Source organism: Micromonospora sp. NPDC049139 (assembly GCF_055586845.1).
In genome coordinates, this window is the sequence record NZ_JBVJHK010000020.1 from 42,678 (window position 1) to 64,158 (window position 21,481).

Consider the following 21,481-nt stretch of genomic DNA (forward strand, 5'->3'; position numbering starts at 1 on the left):
GCCCCGTTGCCGGAGCGCGGGAGGCCTGCCGTGCTGAGCGGAGGTACGCCCGCCCGCGGCGACCCGGGGCGGGACGACGCCGGCCGGGGTGCGGGGATTGCCCACCCGCGCTCCGGGCCGGCGTCGCCGTGACCGTCCTACCGATCCGTCGGCCCCTGGCCGGCTCGGGTGTTGGCGGCGCCGATCCCGCAGTCCGGCGCGGACCAGCTGGTGGTGTTGGGCGTGCGATCGCTGTCGTTCTCCCGTCGCGAGTCCACGTGCACGTGGTCGTCGTGGTCCGGGTAGCCCGGCCCGTAGATCCCGCTGAAGCCCCGGTTGCGGGCGTCCCGGGCCACCTCGCACAGCGAACTCGTGCGGGAGACCACGTCGGCGGCGTTGCCGTAGAGGTGCTGGCTGTCCGACGCCCCACCGACCTGGTCGTTGCAGGCGCGGCTGCGGAAGCCGCTGCTCACGTAGAGCGGCTTGTCGCCGAGGCTGCGCCGCAGCGCCTCCAGCTTCCACATCGTCTGCAGGGCGTTCTGCCGGGTCTGGGCGGCTGACAGCGGGCCGCCGGTCCACCCGCCGCGGCCGCAGCCGTCGTCCATCTCCGCGAAGCTGAAGTGCCGCGGAGTGCAGTCGTTGTCCTGCAGCTCGTAGATCTTCGCGTACGTCTGCGGCCCGGCGACGCCGTCGACCCGCAGCCCGTACGCGGACTGGAACCGCCGGACCGCGGCGGCGGTCTTCGGCCCGAAGCGGCCGTCGAGTTCGACGATGTCCCGGTTGCCGGCCCAGCCGGCGACCCGGATCTGTAGCTGGCGGACGTCCTCGCCGGAGCGCCCCTGGTAGAGGTTGCGGTTCCACGTGTAGCAGGCGTCGGCGTGGGCCGCCGGCGCGGCGACCACCGTGGCGATCGCGGCTCCCGGCACCGCCAGGGCGAATGCGACAAGCGCCCGCTTCAGGGTGTTAACGCGCACAGAAGTCCTCCCGATAGGAGTGCGATTGGGGTGGCCTTCGGGACTCGACCGGGGCGTCCCGCGTTTCCACCCTGGCACCTGGGCGGCCCTTTGGTGGCAATTAACAAGAATTGTCCTCACGATTGGCTGTTCCTGGGTCCTGCCCGGGCATCAGGCCCATTTGCGAAACGCCCAATCGCTGCGAACCGGCCGCAGAGAACCGCGAACGGCACGTGGCGTCGCACCAGGCGACACCGAGGGTGATGTTCTGCGGGCGGTTCGACGCGGTAACGTCAGCGCCGGCGGGAACGGGGGAGGTGGCGGCGTGGCGCGCGGTGGCGTCTTCTGCGTCGAGGGCCAGTGGCACCGGGACCTCAACGAGCGCGGCTCCGTCCTGCCCACCCTCGAACTGCTCGAACGGCTCGGGAAGATCCGCTTCATCCACAAGGACGCGGCGACCCGCGACGAACTCTTCTATTTCGTCGACCGTTGGTTGCTCAAGCAGTACGCCGACCATCGGGTGGGCTTCTTCGCGATGCACGGCGAACCGAGCCGGCTCTGCCTCACCGACTGGGAATCCGTCGAACTCGCCGACGTCGCCGAGCTGATGGCCGGTCGTTGCGAGGGCCGGCGGCTCTATTTCGGCAGCTGTTCCGTGCTGCGCGCCTCCGACGCCGCGCTGCGGGACTTCCTGGCCGCCACGGGAGCGGCGCTGATCTGCGGTTTCACCCGGGAAGTGGACTGGGTGGAATCGGCTGCCTTCGAAACCGTACTGCTCGACGTGTTGGCCAACGGGCAGCGGCACAACGCCGCCGAGCTGCGGATGGGCTCGGCGCACTGGGCGCCCCTCGCGTCGTACCTCGGTTTCCGGATCATCTACGCCAACGGCCGCGCCTGGCGACCCTCGGTCCGCCCCCGGGTCCCCGCCCAGCCCGCCGCCGGCCGCGCCGCGCCCCGCCCGCGCTGACCGGCTGGTAGAAACGGGTGGTGGCAGGCATCGCGACGAACCCGGGTCGACCCCCGGCGGGCGGAACCGCCGTCAGTACGCGGCGGTGAACCGCTCGTTCGTGTGGCGAGGGGCCTCGATCTCGTCGACGATCGCCACCGCCAGGTCCTCGTAGCTGAGCACCGAGCGGCCCTCGTCGTCGGTGACCGGCTGGTCGCCGCCCGTGCGGTAGTGCCCGGTGCGCTCGCCCGGATGGAACTCCAGCGGCGGCGGGGAGACGTACGTCCAGGTCACCCCGTCGGCCGACGAGCGGTAGAACTCCAGGGCGTCGGCCTGGCCCAGCGCGGCGTCGCGGTACTCGTCGGGGAAGTCCGGCTCGTCGAGGTAGCGGGTGCCCTTCGGGGTGAGCAGCGTGGACCCGCCGCCCACGTGGATGATCCGGGGCGCGGCCGGCAGGTCCCGCAGCGTGCCGACCAGGGTCCGCGCCGCGTTGAGCCAGAGGCCGCGCTCCCCGCCGCCGATCGCCACCACCATCGCGTCGGTGTCGGGCGCCAGCTCCCGCACGCTCCGTCCGCTGGTGGCGTCGCCGGTGACCAGCTTGACCGACGGCGGCAGGTACGAGGTGGCCTCCGGGCGGCGCACCGCGGCGGTGACCCGGTGCCCCCGGCCGACCGCCTCGGCGGTGATCCGCGAGCCCGCGGTGCCGCCCGCCCCGAACACGACGATGTTGCTCATGACCGCCTCCCGCCCCCCGTCCGGCCGGGGCGGTGACCGTCTGCCTGCCCGCCCGCCGGGTTGCCGTCCGCCTCCCAGGTTATGGAGCGGGTGGCCCGGCCGGTGCGGTAACCGGCGATCCGACCGTGCCCGGCCGGCTCAGTCGACCAGGGCGGAGTAGACGAGCTGGCGTAGCTGCGGTCGCAGCGGGTAGGTGCTCGACGGCATGAGCTGGGTGAAGAGCAGCGCGGTGACCTCCTCGGCGGGGTCGATCCAGAACGCCGTGCTCGCCACCCCGCCCCAGTAGTACTCGCCCACGCTGCTCGGCACCCGGCTCGGGATCGGGTCCTCCACCACCGCGAAACCCAGCCCGAAGCCGATCCCGTCGAAGGTGGTCTCGGCGAAGCCGCCGGTGGAGAGGGTCCCCAGGTCCTGCCCGCCGGGCAGGTGGTTGCGGGCCATGAAGCGCACCGTGCGCGGCGCCAGCAGGCGCGCCCCGTCCAGCTCGCCGCCGCGCAGCAGCATCTGGGTGAACCGGTGGTAGTCGGCGGCGGAGGAGATCAGGCCGCCGCCGCCGGAGAGGAGCAGCGGCTTCTCGTACGCCAGGGCGCCCAGCTTGTCGTAGCGGAACGCGCGGCCGGTGCGCGGGTCGGGCGCGTAGAGCGCGGCGAGCCGGCCGGCGGCGTCACCGTCGGCCCACCAGTGGGTGTCGGTCATGCCCAACGGGCGGAAGATCCGGTCGGCGAAGAAGGCGTCCAGGCTCTGCCCGGAGACCACCTCGACCAGCCGGCCCAGCACGTCGGTGGCGACGGAGTAGCCCCAGGCGGTGCCGGGTTGGAACAGCAGCGGCAGCTCGCCGAACGCCTGGCAGGCGGTGGCCAGGTCGACGTCCGCCGGCGGGTAGATGTCGTAGCCGGCGGCCCGGTAGAGGCCGTCGACCACCGAGGTCTGCATGAAGCCGTACGTCAGGCCGGCGGTGTGGGTGAGCAGGTGCCAGACCCGGATCGGCTCGACCGCCGGCACCGTGTACGGCTTGAGGGCCGAGCCCTTGCTGTAGACCCGCAGGTCGGCGAACTCGGGCAGCCAGCGGCTGATCTCGTCGGTCAGCTCGAAGCGGCCCTCCTCCCAGAGCATCATCGCGGCGACCGAGGTGACCGGCTTGGTCATCGAGTAGATCCGCCAGAGCGTGTCCGCCTCGACGGGCGCCCCCGCCTCGACGTCGCGCAGCCCGTACGTCGACGAGTGGGCGATCTCGCCGCGCCGGGTGACCACCACCTGCCAGCCGGCGAGCTTGCCGTCGTCGACGTACCTGCCGAAGTGCGCGTCGATCCGCGCCAGGCGCGCCGGGTCGAAGCCGATCTGGTCCGGGTCGATGCTGCGTGCCACACTCACGCCGCCGAACCTACTAGCCGGTACCCCGCACCGGAAGAGTCGGCGGCCACATGTCGTACGACGCCGGTAGCCTGGCCCGATGCCCGAGCTGACCGAGGACGCGACCTTCCGCGACGAGGACTGGTACGGCGAGGAGCTGGTGGACCGGCACTTCGTCGGCTGCTCGTTCTTCCACGTCGACCTGACCGAGGCGGTCAGCCAGGGCGCGGTCTTCGACGGGTGCACCTTCGGCAACGTGCGGTTCAACGCCTCCCGGCACACCGACTCGGCCTTCACCCGCTGCACCTTCCAACGGTGCAACTTCTTCGAGGCCGAGTTCACCGGCTGCAAGCTGGTGGGCAGCACGTTCGCGCAGTGCGACCTGCGGCCGTTGACGGTCTCCGGCGGCGACTGGTCGTTCGTCGCGCTGCCCGGCGCCGACCTGCGCGGCGTGCGGATCACCGACGTCCGGATGCGGGAGGCCGACCTCACCGGGGCCAACCTGACCGGCGCCACCGTCACCGGCGTGGACCTCTCCGCCGCGCAACTGCACAGCTCCCGGCTGTCCGGCGCCGACCTGCGCGGCAGCGACCTGACCGCGCTCGACCCCACCGTCGTGGAGCGGGCCGGCGCGATCGTCGACCCGGAGCAGACCGTGGTGATCGCGCAGGCGCTCGGGTTCGAGATCCGCTGAGGAAAGCCGCCACGGGTTGTCCGGATTGGCTGCCACGCTGGGCCCCATGACATGGTGGTCCGACCTCCTGCGCGAGGAACCCGAGTTCGCCGAGCGGGTGCGTGCCCGCTTCGCGGTACGCAAGCACGGCACGATGGCGACGCTGCGCCGGGACGGCTCGCCCCGGATCAGCGGCACGGAGTTCGACTTCGGCCCCGAGCACCTGCGGCTGGGCAGCATGGCCGGCGCGCTCAAGGCCCTCGACCTGCGCCGCGACCCACGGGTGGCGCTGCACTGCCCGACGGAGGACGCTCCCGAGGACGATCCGCGGTCCTGGGACGGCGACGCGAAGATCGCCGGCCGGGCGCACGAGGAGCCGCCCGGCGACGACGGCTCGCACCGGTTCCGGATCGAGCTGACCGAGGTGGTCCTGACCCGGGTGGGGGATCCGCCGGACCACTTGGTCATCGAGAGCTGGCACCCCGGCCGCGGGCTGCACCGCCGCCGACGGCACTGAGTTCCGCGCGACGCCCACCGGGGCCGCGGACGTGGTCCACGATGGCCGCCGTCTGGCCGTCGTACGACGAGTGTCAGGCGAGGACCGGCCGGGACATCCCGGTCGTCGTGCTCGACCGCGTCTGAGCAGGGGCGGCGGGCCGCCGTTACCCCGTGGGTAATCGATGCCGGGCGGGCGCCGGCGCGAGACTCGGCGTACCGCACCGGCGATCCGGCCGGGCGGACCGGCCCACGGGGAGGGACACATGCCCGCGTTCGCGCTCGCCCACCTGCACGCACCGCAGATCAACGAGGACGTCCTGACCTACATCGAGCGGATCCAGGGCACGCTGGACCCGTTCGGCGGCCGGTTCCGGGTGCACGGCGCCGAGGTGGAGGTCAAGGAGGGCGACTGGCCCGGCACCGTGGTCATCGTGGAGTTCCCCGACCTGGAGCGCGCCCGGGCCTGGTACGACTCGCCGGCCTACCAGGAGATCGTTCCGCTGCGCACCCGGCACATCCCGGGCGCGACGCTGATCGTCGACGGGGTCGCCCCCGACTACGACGCCCGCCGCACGGCCGCCCGGCTGCGGGAGCGCGCCGCCCGCTGATCCCCCGGGCGGGGGAGCCGGTCCACCCCCGCCGGGGAACCGCCGCGCCGCGTACGACGGCAGCCTGGCGGCATGACCACGATGCTGCCGTCACCGGCCCCGTCACCCGCCGCCGCCCGCCCGCGCCGCCCGGTCCTGCCGTACGCCGTGATCGCCTGGGCCCTGCTCTACGGCGCGGTGCGGGTGCGCTGGGCCCTCGTCGGGTCGCCGGCCTTCCCGCCGCTCGACACGGACCTCGTGGTCTTCACCGGCTGGTGGGCGGTGGCGCTCTGTGCCGCCGCCGGGCTGGTCGGCGCGGGCCTCGCCGCCGCCCGCTCCTGGCGGCCGGCGCTGGCCGTCGCCGGCTGGGTGGTCTGCGCGGCGGTGCTGCTCTCCTGCGCGTTGCTGCTGCTGGACGTGGTCGGGCTGCTGATCCTCGATCCGGGTGCGGCGTTCCACCCGGGTGCCCTGCTCAGCCGCCTCGCCTGCCTCGCCGGGGCCGCGCTGCTGCACGCGGCGGTCCTGCAACACCGGCGTCGGCTCCGGGGCGACTGCCGCCGGTGCGGGCGCACGGGCCCGGCGCGCGAGGCGGCGACGACGGTGCCGACCTGGGCCCGGGTGGCGGCCTGGTCGGCGGTGGCGGGCTGCCTGCTGCGCCTGGCCGCCCAGGTGTGGGTCGGCTTCGAGGACGTGCCGCTCAGCGCGGGCGCGTCGATGGTCGCCTTCGAGGTCGGCTTCCTGCTCGCGGGCGTGCTGCTGCCGCTGGCCCTGGCGCACTCCTGGGGCGTGGTCTGGCCGGGCTGGGTGCCGCTGCTGGCGGGCCGGCGGATCCCCCGGCTGCTGCTCCTCGTCCCGGCCGCGCTGTTCTCCGTCGGCCTGGTCTGCTACTTCGGGGTGGGACTCGCCCAGCTCACCGTCGAGACGGTCACCGGCACGTTCGACCCGGGGGACGGTCGTTACCCGCTCGCGTTCTTCTGGGTCGCGGAGCCGGCGTACTGGCTGTGGGGGTGGGGGCTGGGGGTCGCGGCGGTCGGGTACCACCTGCGTACGCGGCGCCCGTGCCGGGGCTGCGGTCGCTGACTCCGGGACAGTTTGTCCGTCGCGCTGCGTTCGCCGTGTCGTAACTTTCTGCTGTCCACGTCCGACAATCCTCTGTGGAGGCTCGACCGATGAGCAGCACCATCGCCCGCACCGTCCGTCCGCCCGCTCCACGCGGCGCCGGGGAGCCGTCCGGGGAGGTGCTCCGGGAGATCCCGCTGCCGCCGTACGTCACCGCCGAGGACGCGCAGTTCGCCGTCCGGGCGGTGGTGGTGCACGCGCCCCGAAGCTGGTCCGGCGGGACGGTCTGCCGCAACGACGCCAGCCCGCACCCGTGCCGGCTGCACCGCTGGGGCGTCCGGGTGCTGGCGCAGCGCGGCCTGCGCCCCGCCGACATCGCCGCGCTGATCGCGCGCGGCGACCCGACCGCCGAGCCGCCGCAGCGCCCGGGCGCCTGAGCGCCTGAGCGCCTGAGCGCCGGCGGGACCCTCGCACCCGGCCCCGCCGGCCCGTCGGCGGGGCCCGGCCCCGCCGGCCCGTCAGCAGGCGACGGGTTTCACCCAGGAGCACTCCCGGCCCTCGGGGACCCGGGGAGCGTCGGGTGCCGTCGGGGGCGCGACCCGCGCCGCGGCGGCGCCCTTCTCGGTGTACGAGGCGAGCGCGATCGCGATCTGGTCCTCCAGCCCCTTCACGGACGAGGCCAGGTAGTTGTTGAGCAGGATGGAGAACGCGAGCACCCGCCCGTCGGCGTCGGTGACGTAGCCGGAGAGGCCGGAGACGCCCGTCAGGCTGCCGGTCTTGGCGTGCACGTTGCCCGCCGCCGGGGTGCCGCGCATCCGGCTGCGCAGCGTTCCGCCGACGAAGCGGTCCGCGTCGCCGGCGACCGGCAGGGCGGCGTACCACGTGTCGAACCAGGGCTCGGCCCGGACGGCGGTGAGCAGGTCCACGAACTCGTCGGCGGGGATCAGGTTGCGCCGGGAGAGCCCCGAGCCGTCCCGCTGGCGCAGCGTGCCGGTGTCCATCCCCGCGTCGGCGACGTACTCGCTGATCGCCGTCAGCCCGGCCGTCCAGGTGCCGGTGCCGGAGAGCATCCGGCCGATCTCCTTGGTCAGCACCTCGGCGTGCCCGTTGTTGGACAGCTTGAGGAACGGCACCATCAACTGGGCCAGCGGCATCGACTCGTGCCGCCCCACCTCGGCCGCCTCCTCCGGGGTGGCCTGGCCCAGCACGGTGCGGCCGAGCACCCGCACGCCGTGCTTGCGCAGCGCGGAGCGGAAGACGTCGGCGGCGTAGCCGGTCGGCTCCCAGACGGTGACCCAGTCGCTCTCCGGCGCGTCGCCGAGCGCGATCTGCCCGGTGACCACGACCGTGTTGCCGCCGTGCGTCCGTTCGAAGGAGATCGACGTCTCCCCGTCGGCGACCGTCTGGGCCCGGTTGTCGATCTTCAGGTACCCGGTGGCGGGGGTCGTGGTGACGACCGGGCGGGCGCCGGCGCCCGCGCCGGGTGCGGCCCGCACGATGACGGTGCCTGCGTCGTAGTCGGTGTCGGGAGCCACGGTCAGGGCGGAGACCTGCGCCGCGTAGTAGTAGGGCTCGTCGTCCCAGGTCCAGTCGGGGCCGAGGCGGGTGCTGTCGTAGCGGGTGTCGTCGGCGACCAGGTTGCCGGTGACGACCCGGACGCCCTTGGCGGCGACCTGCGCGGCCAGCGCGTCGTAGTCGGCGGCGAGCATGGTCGGGTCGCCGCCGCCGCGCAGGTAGAGGTCGCCGGAGACCAGGCCCGCGCGCCGGGTGCCGGTGGTGTGCACCTCGGTGGCGAAGCGGTGCCCGGGCCCGAGCAGTTCCAGCGCCGCGGCCGAGGTCAGCAGCTTCGTGTTGGAGGCGGGCACCAGGCGGCGGTCGCCGTTGCGGTGGTAGACGGTCTCGCCGGTGGCCGCGTCCTTCACGACCACCGATGCCTGCGCCCCGGCCAGCCGGGAGTCGGCGAGGATCGCGTCGATGGTGGCGTTCAGGCGGGTCGCCGCGGGGGTCGGCGCCTCGGCGGTGGCGGTCGGGGCGCCGGCCGTGGCGGCGGCGGCCACCAGCGCCGCCAGCGCGAGCGTCCGGGGGAAGAGACGACGATGCATGCGCTGATGCTGCCACGGAGGTATTCGCCAGAGAAGACCGCCAACCGAAGGAAAATTTCCGCTCAGCCGTCGAGTGGCGTGGCGGTGACCGGACCGCCGGACGCCTCCGGGGTGAGGACGGCGACCGCCCGGTCGACCAGCCCCTCCGCCACCAGCACCAGCCGCCGGCACTCGGGGTCGCCGGTCCGGTCGGGGAGCCGACCGGCCAGGGCGCGCACCTTCTCGGCCGAGGCGTCGTCCAGCACGAACCCGTCGGCCCGCCACCGCCCGTCGACGCTGAAGAACGCCTTGCTGTCGTGCTCCAGGTCGCCGTTGAGCACCACCGTCCGGTCCCCGCCGCTCAGGTCGCTCGACGCCTCGTTGAGCCCCCACGCCTCGTACGACGCCGTGCCCTCGGTCGGCGCCTCGGCCACCCCGACGCCCGTGCAGCCGCTCAGCAGCACGCCCAGCGCCGCCGCCGGCAGCAGCGCCCGCCATCCCCGCCGTCCACCCATTCCCGCCTCCCGCCCGAGCCCGGCCCGTACGCCGATCAGACTCCGGGCGAGGCGGGCCGGTTCCTACCCGGGCCGGAACGTCACCACGCCGGCGGCGCGGCGCGCCGTGTGAGCGGCGAGACGCCACCCGGCGGGCAGTCGGAGCGGGCGTGCGTTGTTGTACCCGACATGGACGAGCGCTCCGTCGACGTGCTGGTGATCGGGGCCGGCCAGGCCGGCCTCTCCGCCGGCTACCACCTGCGCCGCGCCGGTTTCGCCCCCGGTGACGGCTTCGTGATCCTCGACGGGGACGACGGGCCCGGCGGGGCGTGGCGACACCGCTGGCCGACGCTGCGGCTCGACCGGGTGCACGGCTTCCACGACCTGCCCGGCCTGCCGTTCCCGGCGGCGGATCCCGACCGGCCGGCGGCCGAGGTGGTGAGCGCCTACTTCGCCGCGTACGAGCGCGAGTTCGCCCTGCCGGTACGGCGTCCGGTGCGGGTCCGCGAGGTGCGCGACCGGCCCGACGGCCGGCTGGACGTGCTGACCGACGGGGGTGCCTGGTCCACCCGGGCCCTGGTCAACGCCACCGGCACCTGGACCCGGCCGTTCTGGCCGCACTACCCGGGCCGGTCGGGCTTCCGGGGCCGCCAGCTGCACACCGCCGACTACCGGGGTCCGGCGGAGTTCGCCGGCCGGCGGGTCGTGGTGGTCGGCGGCGGGACGTCCGCCGTCCAACTGCTCGCCGAGGTCTCCGCCGTCGCGGCAGGCACCACCTGGGTGACCCGGCGCCCGCCCGACTTCCGCGACGAGGAGTTCACCCCCGAACGGGGGCGGGCGGCGGTGGCCCTGGTCGACGCGGCGGTCCGCGCCGGCCGCCCGCCGGCCAGCGTGGTCGGGGTGACCGGGCTGCCGCTCACGCCCGAGCTGCGCCGGCTGCGCGAGCGCGGCGTGCTGGACCGGTTACCCGTCTTCGACCGGATCACGCCCGACGGCGTGGCCTGGGACGACGGCAGGTTCGTGCCCGCGGACGTGATCCTCTGGTGCACCGGCTTCCGGGCCGCGCTGGACCACCTCGCGCCGCTGCGGCTGCGCGCCCCGGGCGGCGGTATCACGATGGACGGCACCCGGGTGGTCGCCGACGAGCGGATCCACCTGATCGGGTACGGACCGTCGGCGAGCACCGTCGGCGCCAACCGGGCCGGCCGCGCGGCGGCACGCGAGATCCGGGCACTGCTCGCCCCGGCCGGCGCCCGGCACTGATCCCGCTCTATTTGACGGATCCCCCGGCAGGGGGCAACGTAGGCCGTGGAGGGGCTTTCACCTGCCCCGACCTGCGACGGCGATGTGCGTGTCGCCCTTCCATCGCCTCCCACGTGCGCTCGTGCGCGGGCCGAATCCCGGTCCGCACCGCGTATCCGAGAATCCACGAGGAGTTCCGCCATGCTCACCATGACCGACAACGCCGTGATGGTGATTCGAGACCTCGCCAACCAGCAGGACGTCGCCGAGGACGGCGGGGTGCGGATCGCCGCCGACACCCAGGCGGGCTCGCTCACCGTCGAGCTGGTCGCCGAACCGGTCAAGGGCGACCATGTGGTCGACAACCAGGGCGCCCGGATCTTCCTGGACTCCGACGCCGCCGAGCTGCTCGGCGACGCCTCCGTCGATGCCTCCGTCGACGACGAGGGCATCGTGCAGTTCGGGTTCACCGAAAAACAGTGACGTGCCCGGTGCGGGTCGCCGGCGCTGAGGTAGCGGGTCAGCCGGCCCGGCGGGTCTCCCCGCCCCGATGCGGCCGGGCGGGCCGACCCCGCTCGGCGGCCGGCTGACCGGAACGCCACGGCCCCGGCCGGGCCTCCCGCCCGGGGCGCGCCAGCGTCGCCAGCACGTGCGCCAGGTGGTGCGACGTGCTCCACGCCGCCCAGTTGCTGGCCGAGCCCGCACCGGCGCCCCGCCGGGCGCGCCGGACGATCTCGTGGTCGCCCCAGGAGAAGTCGGCCCCGGCGGCGGGCCAGTGCGGCGCCGAGACCAGCGCGCGGCACAGGTCCGCGAACCGGTCGTCGCCCCGCCCACCCCGCCGCGACCAGCGGTACACCCACCAGGCGTCGTCGGTGGTGTAGCGCACGGTGGGCAGCCGGTCGCCCGGCTGGTCGGCGCCGGGCACCGCCGAGCCGACGCCGTAGTCGCCGTACCCGACGCCGAGGTCCGCCAGCCGCTGCCAGAGCCGCCAGTCCCAGCGGTCGAGGCGTACCGGCTCGTCGGTGGGGAGGCGGGACACCGTGGGCGGCATCCCGCCGGCCGCCACGCTCACCGACCGCCAGGCGTGCCGACGGGCCCACTCCAGCAGCCGGCGCAGCCGCGGCTCGGCGAGCCGAACGTCGGCCGCGCAGCACACGTCCCCGGCGTCGAGGAGCAGGTCGCACTGCTCCGGGACGAGGCGCGTGAGGCGCCAGACGCGCTCCACCGCCGCCGTGGTCGCGTCCGGGCCGGCCCGGTCCTGGCCGACCCGCAGCCGGACCACCGCCCGGTGGGCGTGGCCCCGCGCCGCCGCGCCGTGCGCCACCAGGCGCCGGTCGCTGTCCGCGAGCCCGATCACCGGCACCAGCGGTACGCCCCAGCGGGCCAGCTCGGTCTCCGGAGTGTCGGGCAGACCGGTGACGTCGACGGCCGGGAGCAGCCCGGTGGGCAGCCGACCGAGAACGTCCAGTGTGTACGAGTCCAGGATGGACACCTGGAGAACCGGGGCGAGCAGGGAAGTGACGACGTCGTCGAGATGACCGAGCGCCTCCAGCTCGCCCCGCCGAGTGGCGAGGATGGGGCGGTAGACCGGTTCCGCCGCCCGGCCTCCGTGGGCGGGCACCATACCCCAATGTAGCCAGACATCGGTGTCGGTCACAGGGTCGATCGGACGCGACCCGACCGACGCGCCGCCGCCCCCCTGACGCGGGAAGCGGCGGCACCAGGGTCAGTCGTCGTCGGAGTCGTCATCGTCGTCGTCGTGGTCGTGGTCGTGGTCGTCGTCGTCGTCGACGGGCTCCTGCTCGGCCTTGACCACGGTGCCGTTCTCCCGGTCGACGTCGATCTCGTGCTCCGTCTGCCCGGAGACGATCTCCACGCTCCACACCGGACGTCCGTGCTCCTGTTCGGCCTCGATCTCGACGACCTGGCCGCCGCCCGCCCGGGCGAGCGCGATCTCGCGGGCCCGCTGCTCGCTGACGGCGTCCCCGCCGGTCGCCGGGGCTCCGCTGCCCGACGGCGTGCCGGGGGCCGCCGAGGTGCCGCCGGTCGCCGGGGCGCTGGTCGTGCTGTTGTCCGGGGTCGGGGTGGTCGTGGCGGCGGCCAGGGTGGTCGCCTGGGCGGGACCGCTGTCGGCGGCCGCGACGCCGAGGGTCGCGCCGGCTACGGCGAGCACGGCCATGCCGCCGACCGACGCCAGGATCAGGGGGTTGCGCTTCATCTCGGTTCGCCTTTCCTCGGTTCCTGACCACGAGGATCGCGTCCGGCCGGATAGCGGCACGCTGCCCGAACGCTAAGCCCGGGTTAAGGTCGCCGCGCTCGGCCGCTCTGCCCGGTCGCCGCGTCCGGTCGTCGCGTCCGGTCGCCGGGACCCCGACCGCACCGCCCGGCGTGGCGCGAGCTGCCCGGTCAGGGCGTCGGCGGGCCGAGTTCGAGGCGTACCACGGCGCCGCCGGAGGGCGCGGTGTGCAGGGTGAGGCGGCCGCCGGCGGCCTCGGCGGCGCGCCGGGCGATGTCCAGGCCGAGTCCCGTGGAACCGGCGGTGCTGGCGCCCCGGTCGACGGTGTCGGGCGCGATGCCCGGCCCCTCGTCCGCCACGGTCAGCACGGCCCGGCCCGCCCGGGCCGTCAGCCGGACGGCGAACGCCGTGCCGTCCGGGGTGTGCGCGAAGACGTTGCCGAGCAGGGCGTCCACGGCCGCCGCCAACTCGTCGGCGGGTACGCCCACCGGCAGCGGTCCCGGCACCAGGTCCAGCGTGACCGCGCGCCCCGTGTCCTCGGCCAGCACCGACCAGAACGCGACCCGTTCGGCCACCACCGTGGCCGCGTCCGCGCTGGCCGCCCCGGCTGTCGGCGCCCGCCAGCGGGCCTGCCGGATCAGGCCGGTGACCGCCCGCTCCAGCCCGTCCGCCGCCGCGGTCACCCGGGCCGCGTCCTCCGGGTCGCGCAGCGACTCGGCCTCCAGCCGCAGCGCGGTCAGCGGGGTGCGCAGGCGGTGTGACAGGTCGGCGACCTCCTCCCGCTCCTGCGCCAGCAGCACCTGGATCCGACCGGCGAGGTGGTTGAGGGCACCGGCCACCTCACGCAGCTCCGGCGGCCCGGCGGGCGTGACGCGCGCGTCCAGTTCGGCGTTCGCCAGCCGGTGCGACACCGCGGAGAGCTCACCGATCGGCCGGACCAGGGTGCGGGCCAGCCGGTCGGCGACGGCCAGCCCGATCAGCACCAGCAACACGCCGAGCAGGGCCAGGACCAGCCAGGAGCGGGTCACCCCGGCGGTCAGCTCCTCGGGCGGGACCACCGTGCGGATCACCCCGGTGCCGTCGGGGCGGCCCTGCACCGCGATCACCACCTCGCGCCCCCGCCCCGACTCCGCGGTGAGGCTCTGCCCCCGCGCCGCCAGCGCCACCGCGGGCGTCCGCGGGGCCGGGGTGCCGAGCACGGTGCCGTCGGGCAGGAAGACGCTGACCGGCCGGTCGGACTCCGCGGCCAGTTGCTCCACCGTCAACCGGATCGTCGCGGTGTCGGCGGTGCCGACGACGGTGACGAGGCTCTGCGCGTCGGCCGTGGCCCGCACCGTGGCCCGGTCCTCGGCGACGGTCCGCACCAGCAGCGCCAGCGGCACCAGGAAGGCGACCAGGGTGAGCACGCTGACGGCGGCGACCAGCAGGGCCAGCCGCGCCCTCATCCGGCGCTCCCGGGCGCTTCGAGCCGCACCCCGACGCCCCGCACCGTGTGCAGGTAGCGGGGCGCCTGGGCGCTCTCCCCGAGCTTGCGGCGCAGCCAGGACAGGTGCACGTCCACGGTCTTGTCGGCGCCGCCGTACGGGATCTGCCACACCTCGGCGAGCAGCTCCCGCTTGGTGACCACCTGGCCCGGCCGGCCGGCGAGGTGGTGCAGCAGGTCGAACTCGCGCGGCGTCAGCTCGACGGGCTCGCCGTCCAGGGTGACCTGCCGCGACCTCGGGTCCACCCGCAGCCCGCCGACCACCAGCGCCGGGTCCTCGGGGACGGACCCCGCCCCGCGCCGGAGCACCGCCCGGATCCGCGCGTCGAGCTGCGCCGCCGTGAACGGCTTCACCACGTAGTCGTCGGCTCCGGCGTCGAGCACCCGGACGATCTCGGTCTCGTCGTCGCGGGCGGTGGCCACGATCACCGGCACGACGCTGACGGCGCGCAGCATCCGCAGCAGCTCCCGGCCGTCCAGGTCGGGCAGGCCCAGGTCCAGCACGACGAGGTCGGGCCGGTCGTCCAGCGCGTCGCGCAGGCCGGCCATCGCCGTCGAGGCGGCGGCCACCGCGTGCCCCCGTTCGCGCAGCGCCCGCAGCAGCGGCGTACGGATCGTCAGGTCGTCCTCGATGAGCAGCAGGCGGGCCACAGGGGGCAGGGTAGCCGCCGCCGGACGCGCCGACCCGGGTCCTTAACCGTCCCTTAGCCTCGGCCAGGGCTCGGCCCAACCCGGAATCGGGGACACTCGGTGGATGCGCCGCCGTTCGTTCCTCGCTGTCGCCGGTTGGCTGGCCACCGCCGCCGTCGCCACCCTGATCGGGGTGGCCGCGATCCGGTGGGTGGGGGAGAGCATCGCCGGCACCCCGGGCGGCGTCGTGCTGAGCCAGGAGGAGGTCGAGCGCGCGCTGGCCTCGCCCGAGCCGACCGCCACCGGCGTGGGGCCGTCGTCCCCGGCACCGACCGGCTCCGCTCCGCACGGCGAGCGCCGGGCCTTCGTCACGGCGGGCGGCACGGCCGTGGCCGAGTGCGGGCCGGACGGGGTGCGGCTGGTCTCCTGGGCGCCGGCGCAGGGTTACCGCGTCTCCGACGTCGACCGGGGGCCGGACGACGACGTGGAGGTCGCGTTCGCCGGCCCGGCCGGCGAGTTCGAGCTGAAGGTGCGCTGCGTCGGCCGGGAGCCCGTGGCGGCCGCCGACGACGACTGAGCGCGCGACGGCCATCGAGGAGCGCGCGCGACGACGGGCGTTCCGCCGCCCTGGCGCGGGACATGAGCGCGCGGCGCCGCTCGGATCCCTCGGGATCGGAACGTCGCCGCGCTCTGGCCGTCTCCCACCACCGCAGCCGTACGGCGGTACGTCAGCGGGGACCTGGCTCGACCGGCGCCGTGCGCCCGTCCCTGTCTCGATCCCCGCCCACGGGGGCGCCAAACCTGGGATCAGTGGGGAATTCCACCATCTGCACGTCTCGGCGTGGCGTCGCGCCCGAGCGGGTATGTGCGTCGGCATGGAGCATTACACGATCGCGACCGTCGCCGAGAAGAGCCCGGATTTCCGGCGGGTGCTGTGGACCGGTGAGCACACCCAGCTGGTGATCATGACGATCCCGCCGGGTGGTGAGATCGGCGAGGAGGTCCACGAGGACATCGACCAGATTCTCACCTTCGTCAGCGGCACCGGCGAGGCCCGGGTGGCGGGGGAGAAGCGCGAGGTCGTCCAGGGCGACCTGGTGGTGGTGCCGGCCGGTACGAAGCACAACTTCGTCAACACCGGCCCCAACCCGCTGGTGCTCTACACCGTCTACGGCCCGCCGGAGCACGCCGACCAGGCGGTGCACCGGACGAAGGAGGAGGCCGACGCGGCGGAGGAGGCCGGCGAGGACGAGCCGCCCACCTCCTGACCCCGTCCACCGGGCGGTGCCGCCCGCCTGACCGCCTGACCGCCTGACCGCTTGCCGGCGCTGCCGCCGCCTGACCGCCCGCCCGCGCTGCCGTCCTCCTGGTCGGCCCGATCGGTGCCCCCGGCGGGGCTGCCTGAGGCGGGCCGAACGGGGTACCCGCAGCGGGTGGACCAGCCGGCGATCTCCGACTACGGATTCCTCTCCGACTGCCGCTCGGGCGCACTGGTCGGCCGGGACGGATCGATCGACTGGTGGTGCCCGGACCGGTTCGACGCCCCGTCGGTCTTCGGCCGGCTGCTCGACCCGGCGGCCGGCCACTGGCGGCTGGCGCCCGTCGCGGCCGGGCTGCCCGGGCACCGCACGGAGCGGACGTACCTCGCCGACACGCTGGTGCTGCGCACCGTGCACCACACCCCGGAGGGCAGCGTGGCGGTCACCGACGCGCTCGCCGCCGAACTCGGCGCCCGGGGCCACGAGCTGGGGATGAACTCGCCGGCGGTGCTGCTGCGGGTGGTCGAGGGACTGACCGGGCGGGTGCGGATGTCGCTGGACTTCCGCCCCCGCCCGGAGTACGGCCTGCTCACCCCCTACCTGCACGAGCGGCCCGACGGCGGGGTGCTCGCCGCGGCCGGCCCGGTGGTGCTGAGCCTGCGCGCCGGCGGGGTCCCGCTGACCGTCGAGCGGGACCGCGTCCGGCAGGACTTCGAGATCGCCGCCGGGCAGGTGGTCGGCTTCGACGTGGCGTACGGGCGGGCGTACGGGGCGGTGCCGGTCCGGCTGGACCCGGTGACCGCGCTTGCCGAGACGGTGCGGGCGTGGCAGGCGTACCGGGAGGCGCACCACTACGACGGCCGCTACCCGGGCCAGGTCCGGCACAGCGCGACCGTGCTCACCGGCCTCACGTACGCCCGCAGCGGCGCGGTCGCCGCGGCCCTGACCACGTCGCTGCCGGAACGGATCGGCGGCGACCGCAACTACGACTACCGCTACTCGTGGCTGCGCGACTTCGCGATGACCATGCGTGCCCTCTGGGTGGCCGCGTGCCCGTCGGAGGCGTCCCGCCTCTTCGCCTGGGCGGCCCGGTCGATCGGCCGGATCGGCCCCGCTCCCGTGCCGGTGCTCTTCGGGCTGGAGGGGGAACGGGACATCTCCGAGTACGAGTGCCACCACCTGCGCGGCTACGCCGACAGCCTGCCGGTCCGGGTCGGCAACGACGCCTGGCGGCAGCGCCAGCTCGACGTGCCGGGCGAGGTGATCTCGGCGGTCTGGCGGATGCGGGACCACCTGGGCGAGACGTTCGACGAGGAACTGCGCGAGATGGTGCTCGGCCTGACCGAGCAGGTGGCGGCCACCTGGCACCTGCCCGACCGGGGGATCTGGGAGACCCGGGACGCCGACCGGCACTACCTGTCGTCGAAGGTGCTGTGCTGGGTGGCGATCGACCGCGCGGTGCGGCTCGCGCCCCGGCTCGGCGGCCGGGCCGACCCGCGGCGCTGGGCGAGCACCCGCGACGAGATCCGGGCCGCCGTGCTGCGCGAGGGCTGGGACGAGCGGGTCGGCGCGTACACGGGGGCGTTCGGCTCGCCCGAGCTGGACGCCTCCGCGCTGCTGCTGCCGTTGGTGCACTTCCTGCCGGCGACCGACCCACGGATGCGCGCCACCATCGAGGCGGTCGAACGCGAGCTGGGCGCCGGCGACGGTCTCCTGCGGCGCTGGGGCACCGACCCGGCCGGCTTCGTGCTCTGCTCGTTCTGGCTGGTGGAATGCCTGGTGATGGCCGGCGAGCGAGGGCGCGCCGAGGCGCTCTTCGAGCGGGTGCTCGGGCACGCCAACGACGTCGGCCTGTTCAGCGAGCAGATCGACCCGCGTACGGGCGCGCAGCTCGGCAACACCCCGCAGGCACTGTCGCACATCGGCCTGGTCAGCGCCGCCTGGCGCCTCACCGACCCCACCACCGACTGACGGCGGTGTGAGGAAGGGCCCCCTCCTATCGCATTTTGTAGAGGAAGGGGCCCTTCCTTACACCGTCAGACCGGCAGCACCGGCACGTCGGCGACGTCCACGGTCTCCGGGTACTTCAGCCCGGACCCGGTGTTGAGCACCACCACCCGCTCGCCGGCCCGGATCCAGCCGCCGGCACGCAGGTGCCGCACGGCGGTCAGGCAGGCGGCCCCCTCTGGGCAGAGCAACAGCCCCTCCCGCGCCGCGAAGTCCCGCAGGTCGGCCAGGATCTCGGCGTCGTCGACCGCGACCGCGGTGCCGGCGCTGGCCCGCAGCGCGTCGAGGATCAGCTCGTCGCCGAGCGGGGCGGGCACGGTGATGCCGAACGCCACGGTGTGCGCGTCGGCCCAGGGCCGCGCCCGCTCCTCCCCGGCGGCGAAGGCCCGGACGATCGGGGCGCAGCCGGTCGACTGCACCGCGACCAGGCGGGGCAGCCTGTCCTCGATCCAGCCCAGCTCGCGCAGCTCGTGCAGCGCCTTGTGGATGCCGATCAGGCCGACCCCGCCCCCGGTGGGATAGACGATCACGTCCGGCACCTGCCAGCCGAGCTGTTCGACGATCTCGTACCCCATCGTCTTCTTGCCCTCGAGCCGGTACGGCTCGCGCAGCGTGCCGGCGTCGAAGACCGCGCCGCCGGAGTCCGCGACCAGCCGCGCGACGTGCCGGCCGGCGTCGCCGATCAGCCCGTCGACCAGGCGCAGGTCGGCCCCGGCGGCCACGCACTCCCGCCGGCAGACGGCCGGCGCGGACAGCGGCATGACGATCGTCGCGCCCAGCCCGGCCCGCGCGGCGTACGTCGCCCAGGCCGCGCCCGCGTTGCCGTTGGTCGGCATGGCGATCCGCCGCACGCCCAGCTCGCGGGCCCGGCTGACGCCCACCGCCGCGCCGCGCGCCTTGAACGAGCCGGTCGGCGTCAGCCCCTCGTCCTTGACCAGCAGGTCCGGGATGCCGATCTCCGCGCCGTAGGCCGGGGTACGCAGCAGCGGCGTCCAGCCCTCGCCCAGCGTGGTCGTGTGCCGCGGGTCGGCCACCGGCAGCAGCTCCCGGTAGCGCCAGAGGTCGGCCGGGCGCAGCGGAAACCGCTCCGGGGTGAGCACCTTCGCCACCGCGGCCAGGTCGTAGCGGGCCAGCAGCGGCGAGCCGCAGTCGCAGAGGTTGACCAGCTTGCCGGCGTCGTGCTCCCGCCCGCAGCGCGGGCACTCCAGGTGGGTCAGGTACACGCTGCTCCTCGCCGTCTCGACTCGTGTCGCGGATCGTGGTCCCGCTCGTGTCCCGGCTTCCGGCCGCCCCGTTCCTCAGCCCGCGTCGATGCTCAGCCAGCGCCGGCTGCGGCGGCCGGGCTCGTAGGTCGAGTCCAGCCGCTTCGCCACCACCCCGGGCAGCCCCTGCTCCCGCCCGGCCCGCAGCGCCTCGGGGCCGGCACCGGGGAACCAGGGCGGAGTTTGCCAGTGCGGGCCGGCGAGCGCCAGACCGTCGAGCAGCTCCCGGCGCTGCGCGTACGGCAGGTCGGTGCTGGTCACGCCCTCCAGCCAGAGCAGGTCGAAGATCAGGTACTGCGCGTCCGGGGTCCGGCGCCCGCCACGGGCGGGGCGTACCCTCCCGGCGGTGTCGATGCGGACCAGGACGCCGTCCAGCACGGCCTCCGCCGGGGCCAGCTCCTCGGCCATCTCGCGCAGCCAGGGGTACGTCCCCGAGATGTCGTCGTCGTCCTCCGAGAGCAGCCGCAGGCGTCCCCCGGAGACGTACGCGACCGCGCGCACCCCGTCCCAGCGCAGCTCGTAGCCCCACTCCGCCTGGTCCCTCGGCAGCTTCGCCGCCGGCGTGGGACGCATGGGGCGGACCAGCTCCGGCATGCTCGTCCAGCCCTCCGGCGGCGGGTCGGTGCGCCGCACCATCCAGTCCCGGCCACCCTTGCCGCCGGTGGCGAAGAGCACGTACCGCCCGGCGGTGCGTTCCCCGTCGAGCACCACGACGACCTCGTCGTCGCGCCACTTCTCGCAGCGGTACGTGCCCCGGTCGTGGACGGTCATCCGGCCGCCGCCGTACTCGCCCGCCGGGATCTCGCCGTGGAAGTCCAGGTATTCCATCGGGTGGTCCTCGGTGTGCACGGCGAGGTGGTTGCGGCCCGTGTCGCGGGGCAGCCCGCGCGGCACCGCCCAGGAGGCCAGTACGCCCTCGTGCTCCAGCCGCAGGTCCCAGTGCAGGCTGCGGGCGTGGTGCTGCTGGATGACGAACCGGGCCGTCCCCTCGGCCGGCTTCTTCCGCCGTGGGGGCCGCTTCGGCACCGGCTCCGGGGTGCGCGCCGCGTCCCGTTTGCGCCGGTACTCCTCCAGCCGGTCAGCCACCCCCGCATTCTCCGGCAAACCGCGCCGGCCCGCTGGGCGCCCGGTTGTCCGGATCGGCGGAGCATGTCGGGGACCAGCACGGGTAGACCCGTCGGCATGGACCACCAGGAGCAGCCGACGGTTCCGCTCCCGGGCGAGGTGCGGATGCCTCTGCTCGGCTTCGGCACGTGGCAGGCCACCGGCCAGGCCGGGTACGACGCCGTGCTCGCTGCGCTGGACGCCGGCTACCGGCACGTCGACACCGCCACCATGTACGGCAACGAGGACGAGGTCGGCCGGGCGGTGCAGGAGAGCGGGCTGCGCCGCGAGGACGTCTTCGTCACCACGAAGCTGCCGCCGGACCGGGTCGGCCGGGAGCGGGAGACCCTCGAGGCGAGCCTGACCGCGCTCGGCACCGACTGCGTCGACCTGTGGCTGGTGCACTGGCCGCCGGCGAACCCGGGCGACAGCATCCCGATGTGGCGGGAGCTGCTCGCCGCCCGGGACGAGGGGCTCGCGCGGGCGGTGGGGGTGAGCAACTACAGCACCGCCGAGATCGACGAGCTGATCCAGGCGACGGAGGAGAACCCGGCGGTCAACCAGATCCGGTGGAGCCCGTCGCTGTACGACCGGCAGCGGCACCGGGAGCACCGGGACCGGGGCGTGGTGCTGGAGGGTTACAGCCCGTTCAAGACCAGTGACCTCGCCGATCCGGTGCTGACCCGGATCGCCGCCGCGCACGACGTCTCCCCGGCCCAGGTGGTGCTCCGCTGGCACGTCGACCACGAGATCGTGGTCATCCCCAAGTCGGTGACCCCGGACCGGATCCGCGCCAACGCCGACATCTTCCACTTCTCGCTCACCGCCGAGGAGATGCGCGACATCGACGCCCTCGGCAACCCCTGACAGCCCCCTCGGCGACCCTTGGTCAGGGGGTCGGCG

At 74.8% G+C, this 21,481-nt stretch carries 24 protein-coding genes; 13 read left to right on the forward strand and 11 right to left on the reverse strand.

The annotated features are described in order from the left end of the window. Positions 1-137 precede the first annotated feature (137 nt). Positions 138-953 (reverse strand): D-Ala-D-Ala carboxypeptidase family metallohydrolase, encoded by an 816-nt coding sequence (locus ACZ6Q9_RS27520; protein ID WP_393259046.1) that lies wholly within the window; start codon positions 951-953, stop codon positions 138-140. Between the two features lie 304 nt (positions 954-1,257). On the opposite strand from ACZ6Q9_RS27520, the gene ACZ6Q9_RS27525 reads away from it, so the two are divergent. Then, a complete protein-coding gene (locus ACZ6Q9_RS27525; protein WP_357698404.1) occupies positions 1,258-1,899 on the forward strand; it encodes a DUF6642 family protein in 642 nt (213 codons plus the stop codon). A gap of 72 nt (positions 1,900-1,971) precedes the next feature. On the opposite strand, the gene ACZ6Q9_RS27530 is transcribed toward ACZ6Q9_RS27525, so the two are convergent. Both ACZ6Q9_RS27530 and ACZ6Q9_RS27535 read right to left on the reverse strand, forming a co-directional pair. Next, positions 1,972-2,613 carry an NAD(P)-dependent oxidoreductase gene (locus ACZ6Q9_RS27530; RefSeq protein ID WP_393456016.1) on the reverse strand — a complete coding sequence of 214 codons (642 nt, stop codon included), beginning with the start codon at positions 2,611-2,613 and terminating at the stop codon, positions 1,972-1,974. A 138-nt stretch (positions 2,614-2,751) separates the two neighbouring features. After that, positions 2,752-3,984 (reverse strand): serine hydrolase domain-containing protein, encoded by a 1,233-nt coding sequence (locus tag ACZ6Q9_RS27535; RefSeq protein ID WP_396830143.1) that lies wholly within the window; start codon positions 3,982-3,984, stop codon positions 2,752-2,754. A 79-nt stretch (positions 3,985-4,063) separates the two neighbouring features. On the opposite strand from ACZ6Q9_RS27535, the gene ACZ6Q9_RS27540 reads away from it, so the two are divergent. From ACZ6Q9_RS27540 to ACZ6Q9_RS27565, 6 genes are all read left to right on the forward strand, one after another. Further along, positions 4,064-4,657 (forward strand): pentapeptide repeat-containing protein, encoded by a 594-nt coding sequence (locus tag ACZ6Q9_RS27540; protein ID WP_393259049.1) that lies wholly within the window; start codon positions 4,064-4,066, stop codon positions 4,655-4,657. Between the two features lie 46 nt (positions 4,658-4,703). Then, positions 4,704-5,153, forward strand: coding sequence for a pyridoxamine 5'-phosphate oxidase family protein (locus ACZ6Q9_RS27545; RefSeq protein WP_350676872.1), 450 nt, complete (start codon positions 4,704-4,706; stop codon positions 5,151-5,153). Then, positions 5,150-5,278 carry a nitroreductase/quinone reductase family protein gene (locus ACZ6Q9_RS27550; RefSeq protein ID WP_393259228.1) on the forward strand — a complete coding sequence of 43 codons (129 nt, stop codon included), beginning with the start codon at positions 5,150-5,152 and terminating at the stop codon, positions 5,276-5,278. Before ACZ6Q9_RS27545 ends, ACZ6Q9_RS27550 begins: the two co-directional genes overlap by 4 nt. A gap of 119 nt (positions 5,279-5,397) precedes the next feature. After that, entirely contained in the window at positions 5,398-5,742 is a 345-nt protein-coding gene (locus tag ACZ6Q9_RS27555; protein ID WP_393259050.1) for a DUF1330 domain-containing protein, read from the forward strand. Between the two features lie 72 nt (positions 5,743-5,814). Then, positions 5,815-6,801: a hypothetical protein gene (locus ACZ6Q9_RS27560; protein WP_396830144.1), complete on the forward strand. Its 987-nt coding sequence runs from the start codon at positions 5,815-5,817 to the stop codon at positions 6,799-6,801. An 89-nt stretch (positions 6,802-6,890) separates the two neighbouring features. Then, positions 6,891-7,217 carry a hypothetical protein gene (locus tag ACZ6Q9_RS27565; RefSeq protein WP_393259053.1) on the forward strand — a complete coding sequence of 109 codons (327 nt, stop codon included), beginning with the start codon at positions 6,891-6,893 and terminating at the stop codon, positions 7,215-7,217. Positions 7,218-7,298: 81 nt separating this feature from the next. On the opposite strand, the gene dacB is transcribed toward ACZ6Q9_RS27565, so the two are convergent. Both dacB and ACZ6Q9_RS27575 read right to left on the reverse strand, forming a co-directional pair. After that, on the reverse strand, positions 7,299-8,882 hold the full coding sequence (dacB, locus tag ACZ6Q9_RS27570) for a D-alanyl-D-alanine carboxypeptidase/D-alanyl-D-alanine endopeptidase (RefSeq protein WP_396830145.1): 1,584 nt from the start codon (positions 8,880-8,882) through the stop codon (positions 7,299-7,301). A 62-nt stretch (positions 8,883-8,944) separates the two neighbouring features. Further along, complete coding sequence (locus tag ACZ6Q9_RS27575) at positions 8,945-9,376, reverse strand: hypothetical protein (protein ID WP_357698424.1); 432 nt, start codon at positions 9,374-9,376, stop codon at positions 8,945-8,947. A 168-nt stretch (positions 9,377-9,544) separates the two neighbouring features. On the opposite strand from ACZ6Q9_RS27575, the gene ACZ6Q9_RS27580 reads away from it, so the two are divergent. Together ACZ6Q9_RS27580 and ACZ6Q9_RS27585 are read left to right on the forward strand one after the other, a co-directional pair. Next, positions 9,545-10,618: an NAD(P)-binding domain-containing protein gene (locus tag ACZ6Q9_RS27580; RefSeq protein WP_396830146.1), complete on the forward strand. Its 1,074-nt coding sequence runs from the start codon at positions 9,545-9,547 to the stop codon at positions 10,616-10,618. Positions 10,619-10,798: 180 nt separating this feature from the next. Next, on the forward strand, positions 10,799-11,080 hold the full coding sequence (locus ACZ6Q9_RS27585; protein WP_393259059.1) for an adhesin: 282 nt from the start codon (positions 10,799-10,801) through the stop codon (positions 11,078-11,080). A gap of 37 nt (positions 11,081-11,117) precedes the next feature. Here the strand turns inward: ACZ6Q9_RS27585 and ACZ6Q9_RS27590 are convergent, their stop codons facing one another. The 4 genes from ACZ6Q9_RS27590 to ACZ6Q9_RS27605 form a co-directional block, all read right to left on the reverse strand. Next, positions 11,118-12,254: a beta family protein gene (locus ACZ6Q9_RS27590; protein ID WP_466021442.1), complete on the reverse strand. Its 1,137-nt coding sequence runs from the start codon at positions 12,252-12,254 to the stop codon at positions 11,118-11,120. Between the two features lie 69 nt (positions 12,255-12,323). Next, on the reverse strand, positions 12,324-12,815 hold the full coding sequence (locus ACZ6Q9_RS27595; RefSeq protein ID WP_396830147.1) for a PepSY domain-containing protein: 492 nt from the start codon (positions 12,813-12,815) through the stop codon (positions 12,324-12,326). A 188-nt stretch (positions 12,816-13,003) separates the two neighbouring features. Continuing rightward, positions 13,004-14,278 carry a sensor histidine kinase gene (locus tag ACZ6Q9_RS27600; protein ID WP_396830148.1) on the reverse strand — a complete coding sequence of 425 codons (1,275 nt, stop codon included), beginning with the start codon at positions 14,276-14,278 and terminating at the stop codon, positions 13,004-13,006. Then, on the reverse strand, positions 14,275-14,967 hold the full coding sequence (locus ACZ6Q9_RS27605; RefSeq protein ID WP_350676845.1) for a response regulator transcription factor: 693 nt from the start codon (positions 14,965-14,967) through the stop codon (positions 14,275-14,277). The genes ACZ6Q9_RS27600 and ACZ6Q9_RS27605 overlap by 4 nt, the downstream gene beginning before the upstream one ends. Before the next feature lie 103 nt (positions 14,968-15,070). Here ACZ6Q9_RS27605 and ACZ6Q9_RS27610 point away from each other — a divergent pair, with 103 nt between their 5' ends. From ACZ6Q9_RS27610 to ACZ6Q9_RS27620, 3 genes are all read left to right on the forward strand, one after another. Next, a complete protein-coding gene (locus ACZ6Q9_RS27610) occupies positions 15,071-15,523 on the forward strand; it encodes a septum formation initiator (protein ID WP_393259065.1) in 453 nt (150 codons plus the stop codon). A 286-nt stretch (positions 15,524-15,809) separates the two neighbouring features. Continuing rightward, complete coding sequence (locus ACZ6Q9_RS27615) at positions 15,810-16,214, forward strand: cupin domain-containing protein (protein ID WP_387038605.1); 405 nt, start codon at positions 15,810-15,812, stop codon at positions 16,212-16,214. 165 nt (positions 16,215-16,379) lie between these two features. Beyond that, positions 16,380-18,176, forward strand: a complete 1,797-nt coding sequence (locus ACZ6Q9_RS27620; RefSeq protein ID WP_396830149.1) for a glycoside hydrolase family 15 protein — start codon at positions 16,380-16,382, stop codon at positions 18,174-18,176. Between the two features lie 65 nt (positions 18,177-18,241). On the opposite strand, the gene ACZ6Q9_RS27625 is transcribed toward ACZ6Q9_RS27620, so the two are convergent. Both ACZ6Q9_RS27625 and ACZ6Q9_RS27630 read right to left on the reverse strand, forming a co-directional pair. Continuing rightward, complete coding sequence (locus tag ACZ6Q9_RS27625; RefSeq protein WP_396830150.1) at positions 18,242-19,435, reverse strand: threonine synthase; 1,194 nt, start codon at positions 19,433-19,435, stop codon at positions 18,242-18,244. A gap of 75 nt (positions 19,436-19,510) precedes the next feature. After that, positions 19,511-20,560, reverse strand: a complete 1,050-nt coding sequence (locus ACZ6Q9_RS27630; protein ID WP_396830151.1) for a DNA polymerase ligase N-terminal domain-containing protein — start codon at positions 20,558-20,560, stop codon at positions 19,511-19,513. Positions 20,561-20,656: 96 nt separating this feature from the next. Between ACZ6Q9_RS27630 and ACZ6Q9_RS27635 the strand changes: the two genes are divergently transcribed. After that, on the forward strand, positions 20,657-21,445 hold the full coding sequence (locus ACZ6Q9_RS27635) for an aldo/keto reductase (protein WP_393259071.1): 789 nt from the start codon (positions 20,657-20,659) through the stop codon (positions 21,443-21,445). Positions 21,446-21,481: the final 36 nt, after the last annotated feature.

Coding starts and splice junctions, on each gene's coding strand:
- ACZ6Q9_RS27530 (WP_393456016.1), bottom strand. CDS start 2,613: ATGAGCAACATCGTCGTGTTCGGGGCGGGCGGCACCGCGGGCTCGCGG.
- ACZ6Q9_RS27540 (WP_393259049.1), top strand. CDS start 4,064: ATGCCCGAGCTGACCGAGGACGCGACCTTCCGCGACGAGGACTGGTAC.
- ACZ6Q9_RS27545 (WP_350676872.1), top strand. CDS start 4,704: ATGACATGGTGGTCCGACCTCCTGCGCGAGGAACCCGAGTTCGCCGAG.
- ACZ6Q9_RS27555 (WP_393259050.1), top strand. CDS start 5,398: ATGCCCGCGTTCGCGCTCGCCCACCTGCACGCACCGCAGATCAACGAG.
- ACZ6Q9_RS27560 (WP_396830144.1), top strand. CDS start 5,815: ATGACCACGATGCTGCCGTCACCGGCCCCGTCACCCGCCGCCGCCCGC.
- ACZ6Q9_RS27565 (WP_393259053.1), top strand. CDS start 6,891: ATGAGCAGCACCATCGCCCGCACCGTCCGTCCGCCCGCTCCACGCGGC.
- dacB (WP_396830145.1), bottom strand. CDS start 8,882: ATGCATCGTCGTCTCTTCCCCCGGACGCTCGCGCTGGCGGCGCTGGTG.
- ACZ6Q9_RS27575 (WP_357698424.1), bottom strand. CDS start 9,376: ATGGGTGGACGGCGGGGATGGCGGGCGCTGCTGCCGGCGGCGGCGCTG.
- ACZ6Q9_RS27580 (WP_396830146.1), top strand. CDS start 9,545: ATGGACGAGCGCTCCGTCGACGTGCTGGTGATCGGGGCCGGCCAGGCC.
- ACZ6Q9_RS27585 (WP_393259059.1), top strand. CDS start 10,799: ATGCTCACCATGACCGACAACGCCGTGATGGTGATTCGAGACCTCGCC.
- ACZ6Q9_RS27595 (WP_396830147.1), bottom strand. CDS start 12,815: ATGAAGCGCAACCCCCTGATCCTGGCGTCGGTCGGCGGCATGGCCGTG.
- ACZ6Q9_RS27600 (WP_396830148.1), bottom strand. CDS start 14,278: ATGAGGGCGCGGCTGGCCCTGCTGGTCGCCGCCGTCAGCGTGCTCACC.
- ACZ6Q9_RS27610 (WP_393259065.1), top strand. CDS start 15,071: ATGCGCCGCCGTTCGTTCCTCGCTGTCGCCGGTTGGCTGGCCACCGCC.
- ACZ6Q9_RS27615 (WP_387038605.1), top strand. CDS start 15,810: ATGTGCGTCGGCATGGAGCATTACACGATCGCGACCGTCGCCGAGAAG.
- ACZ6Q9_RS27635 (WP_393259071.1), top strand. CDS start 20,657: ATGGACCACCAGGAGCAGCCGACGGTTCCGCTCCCGGGCGAGGTGCGG.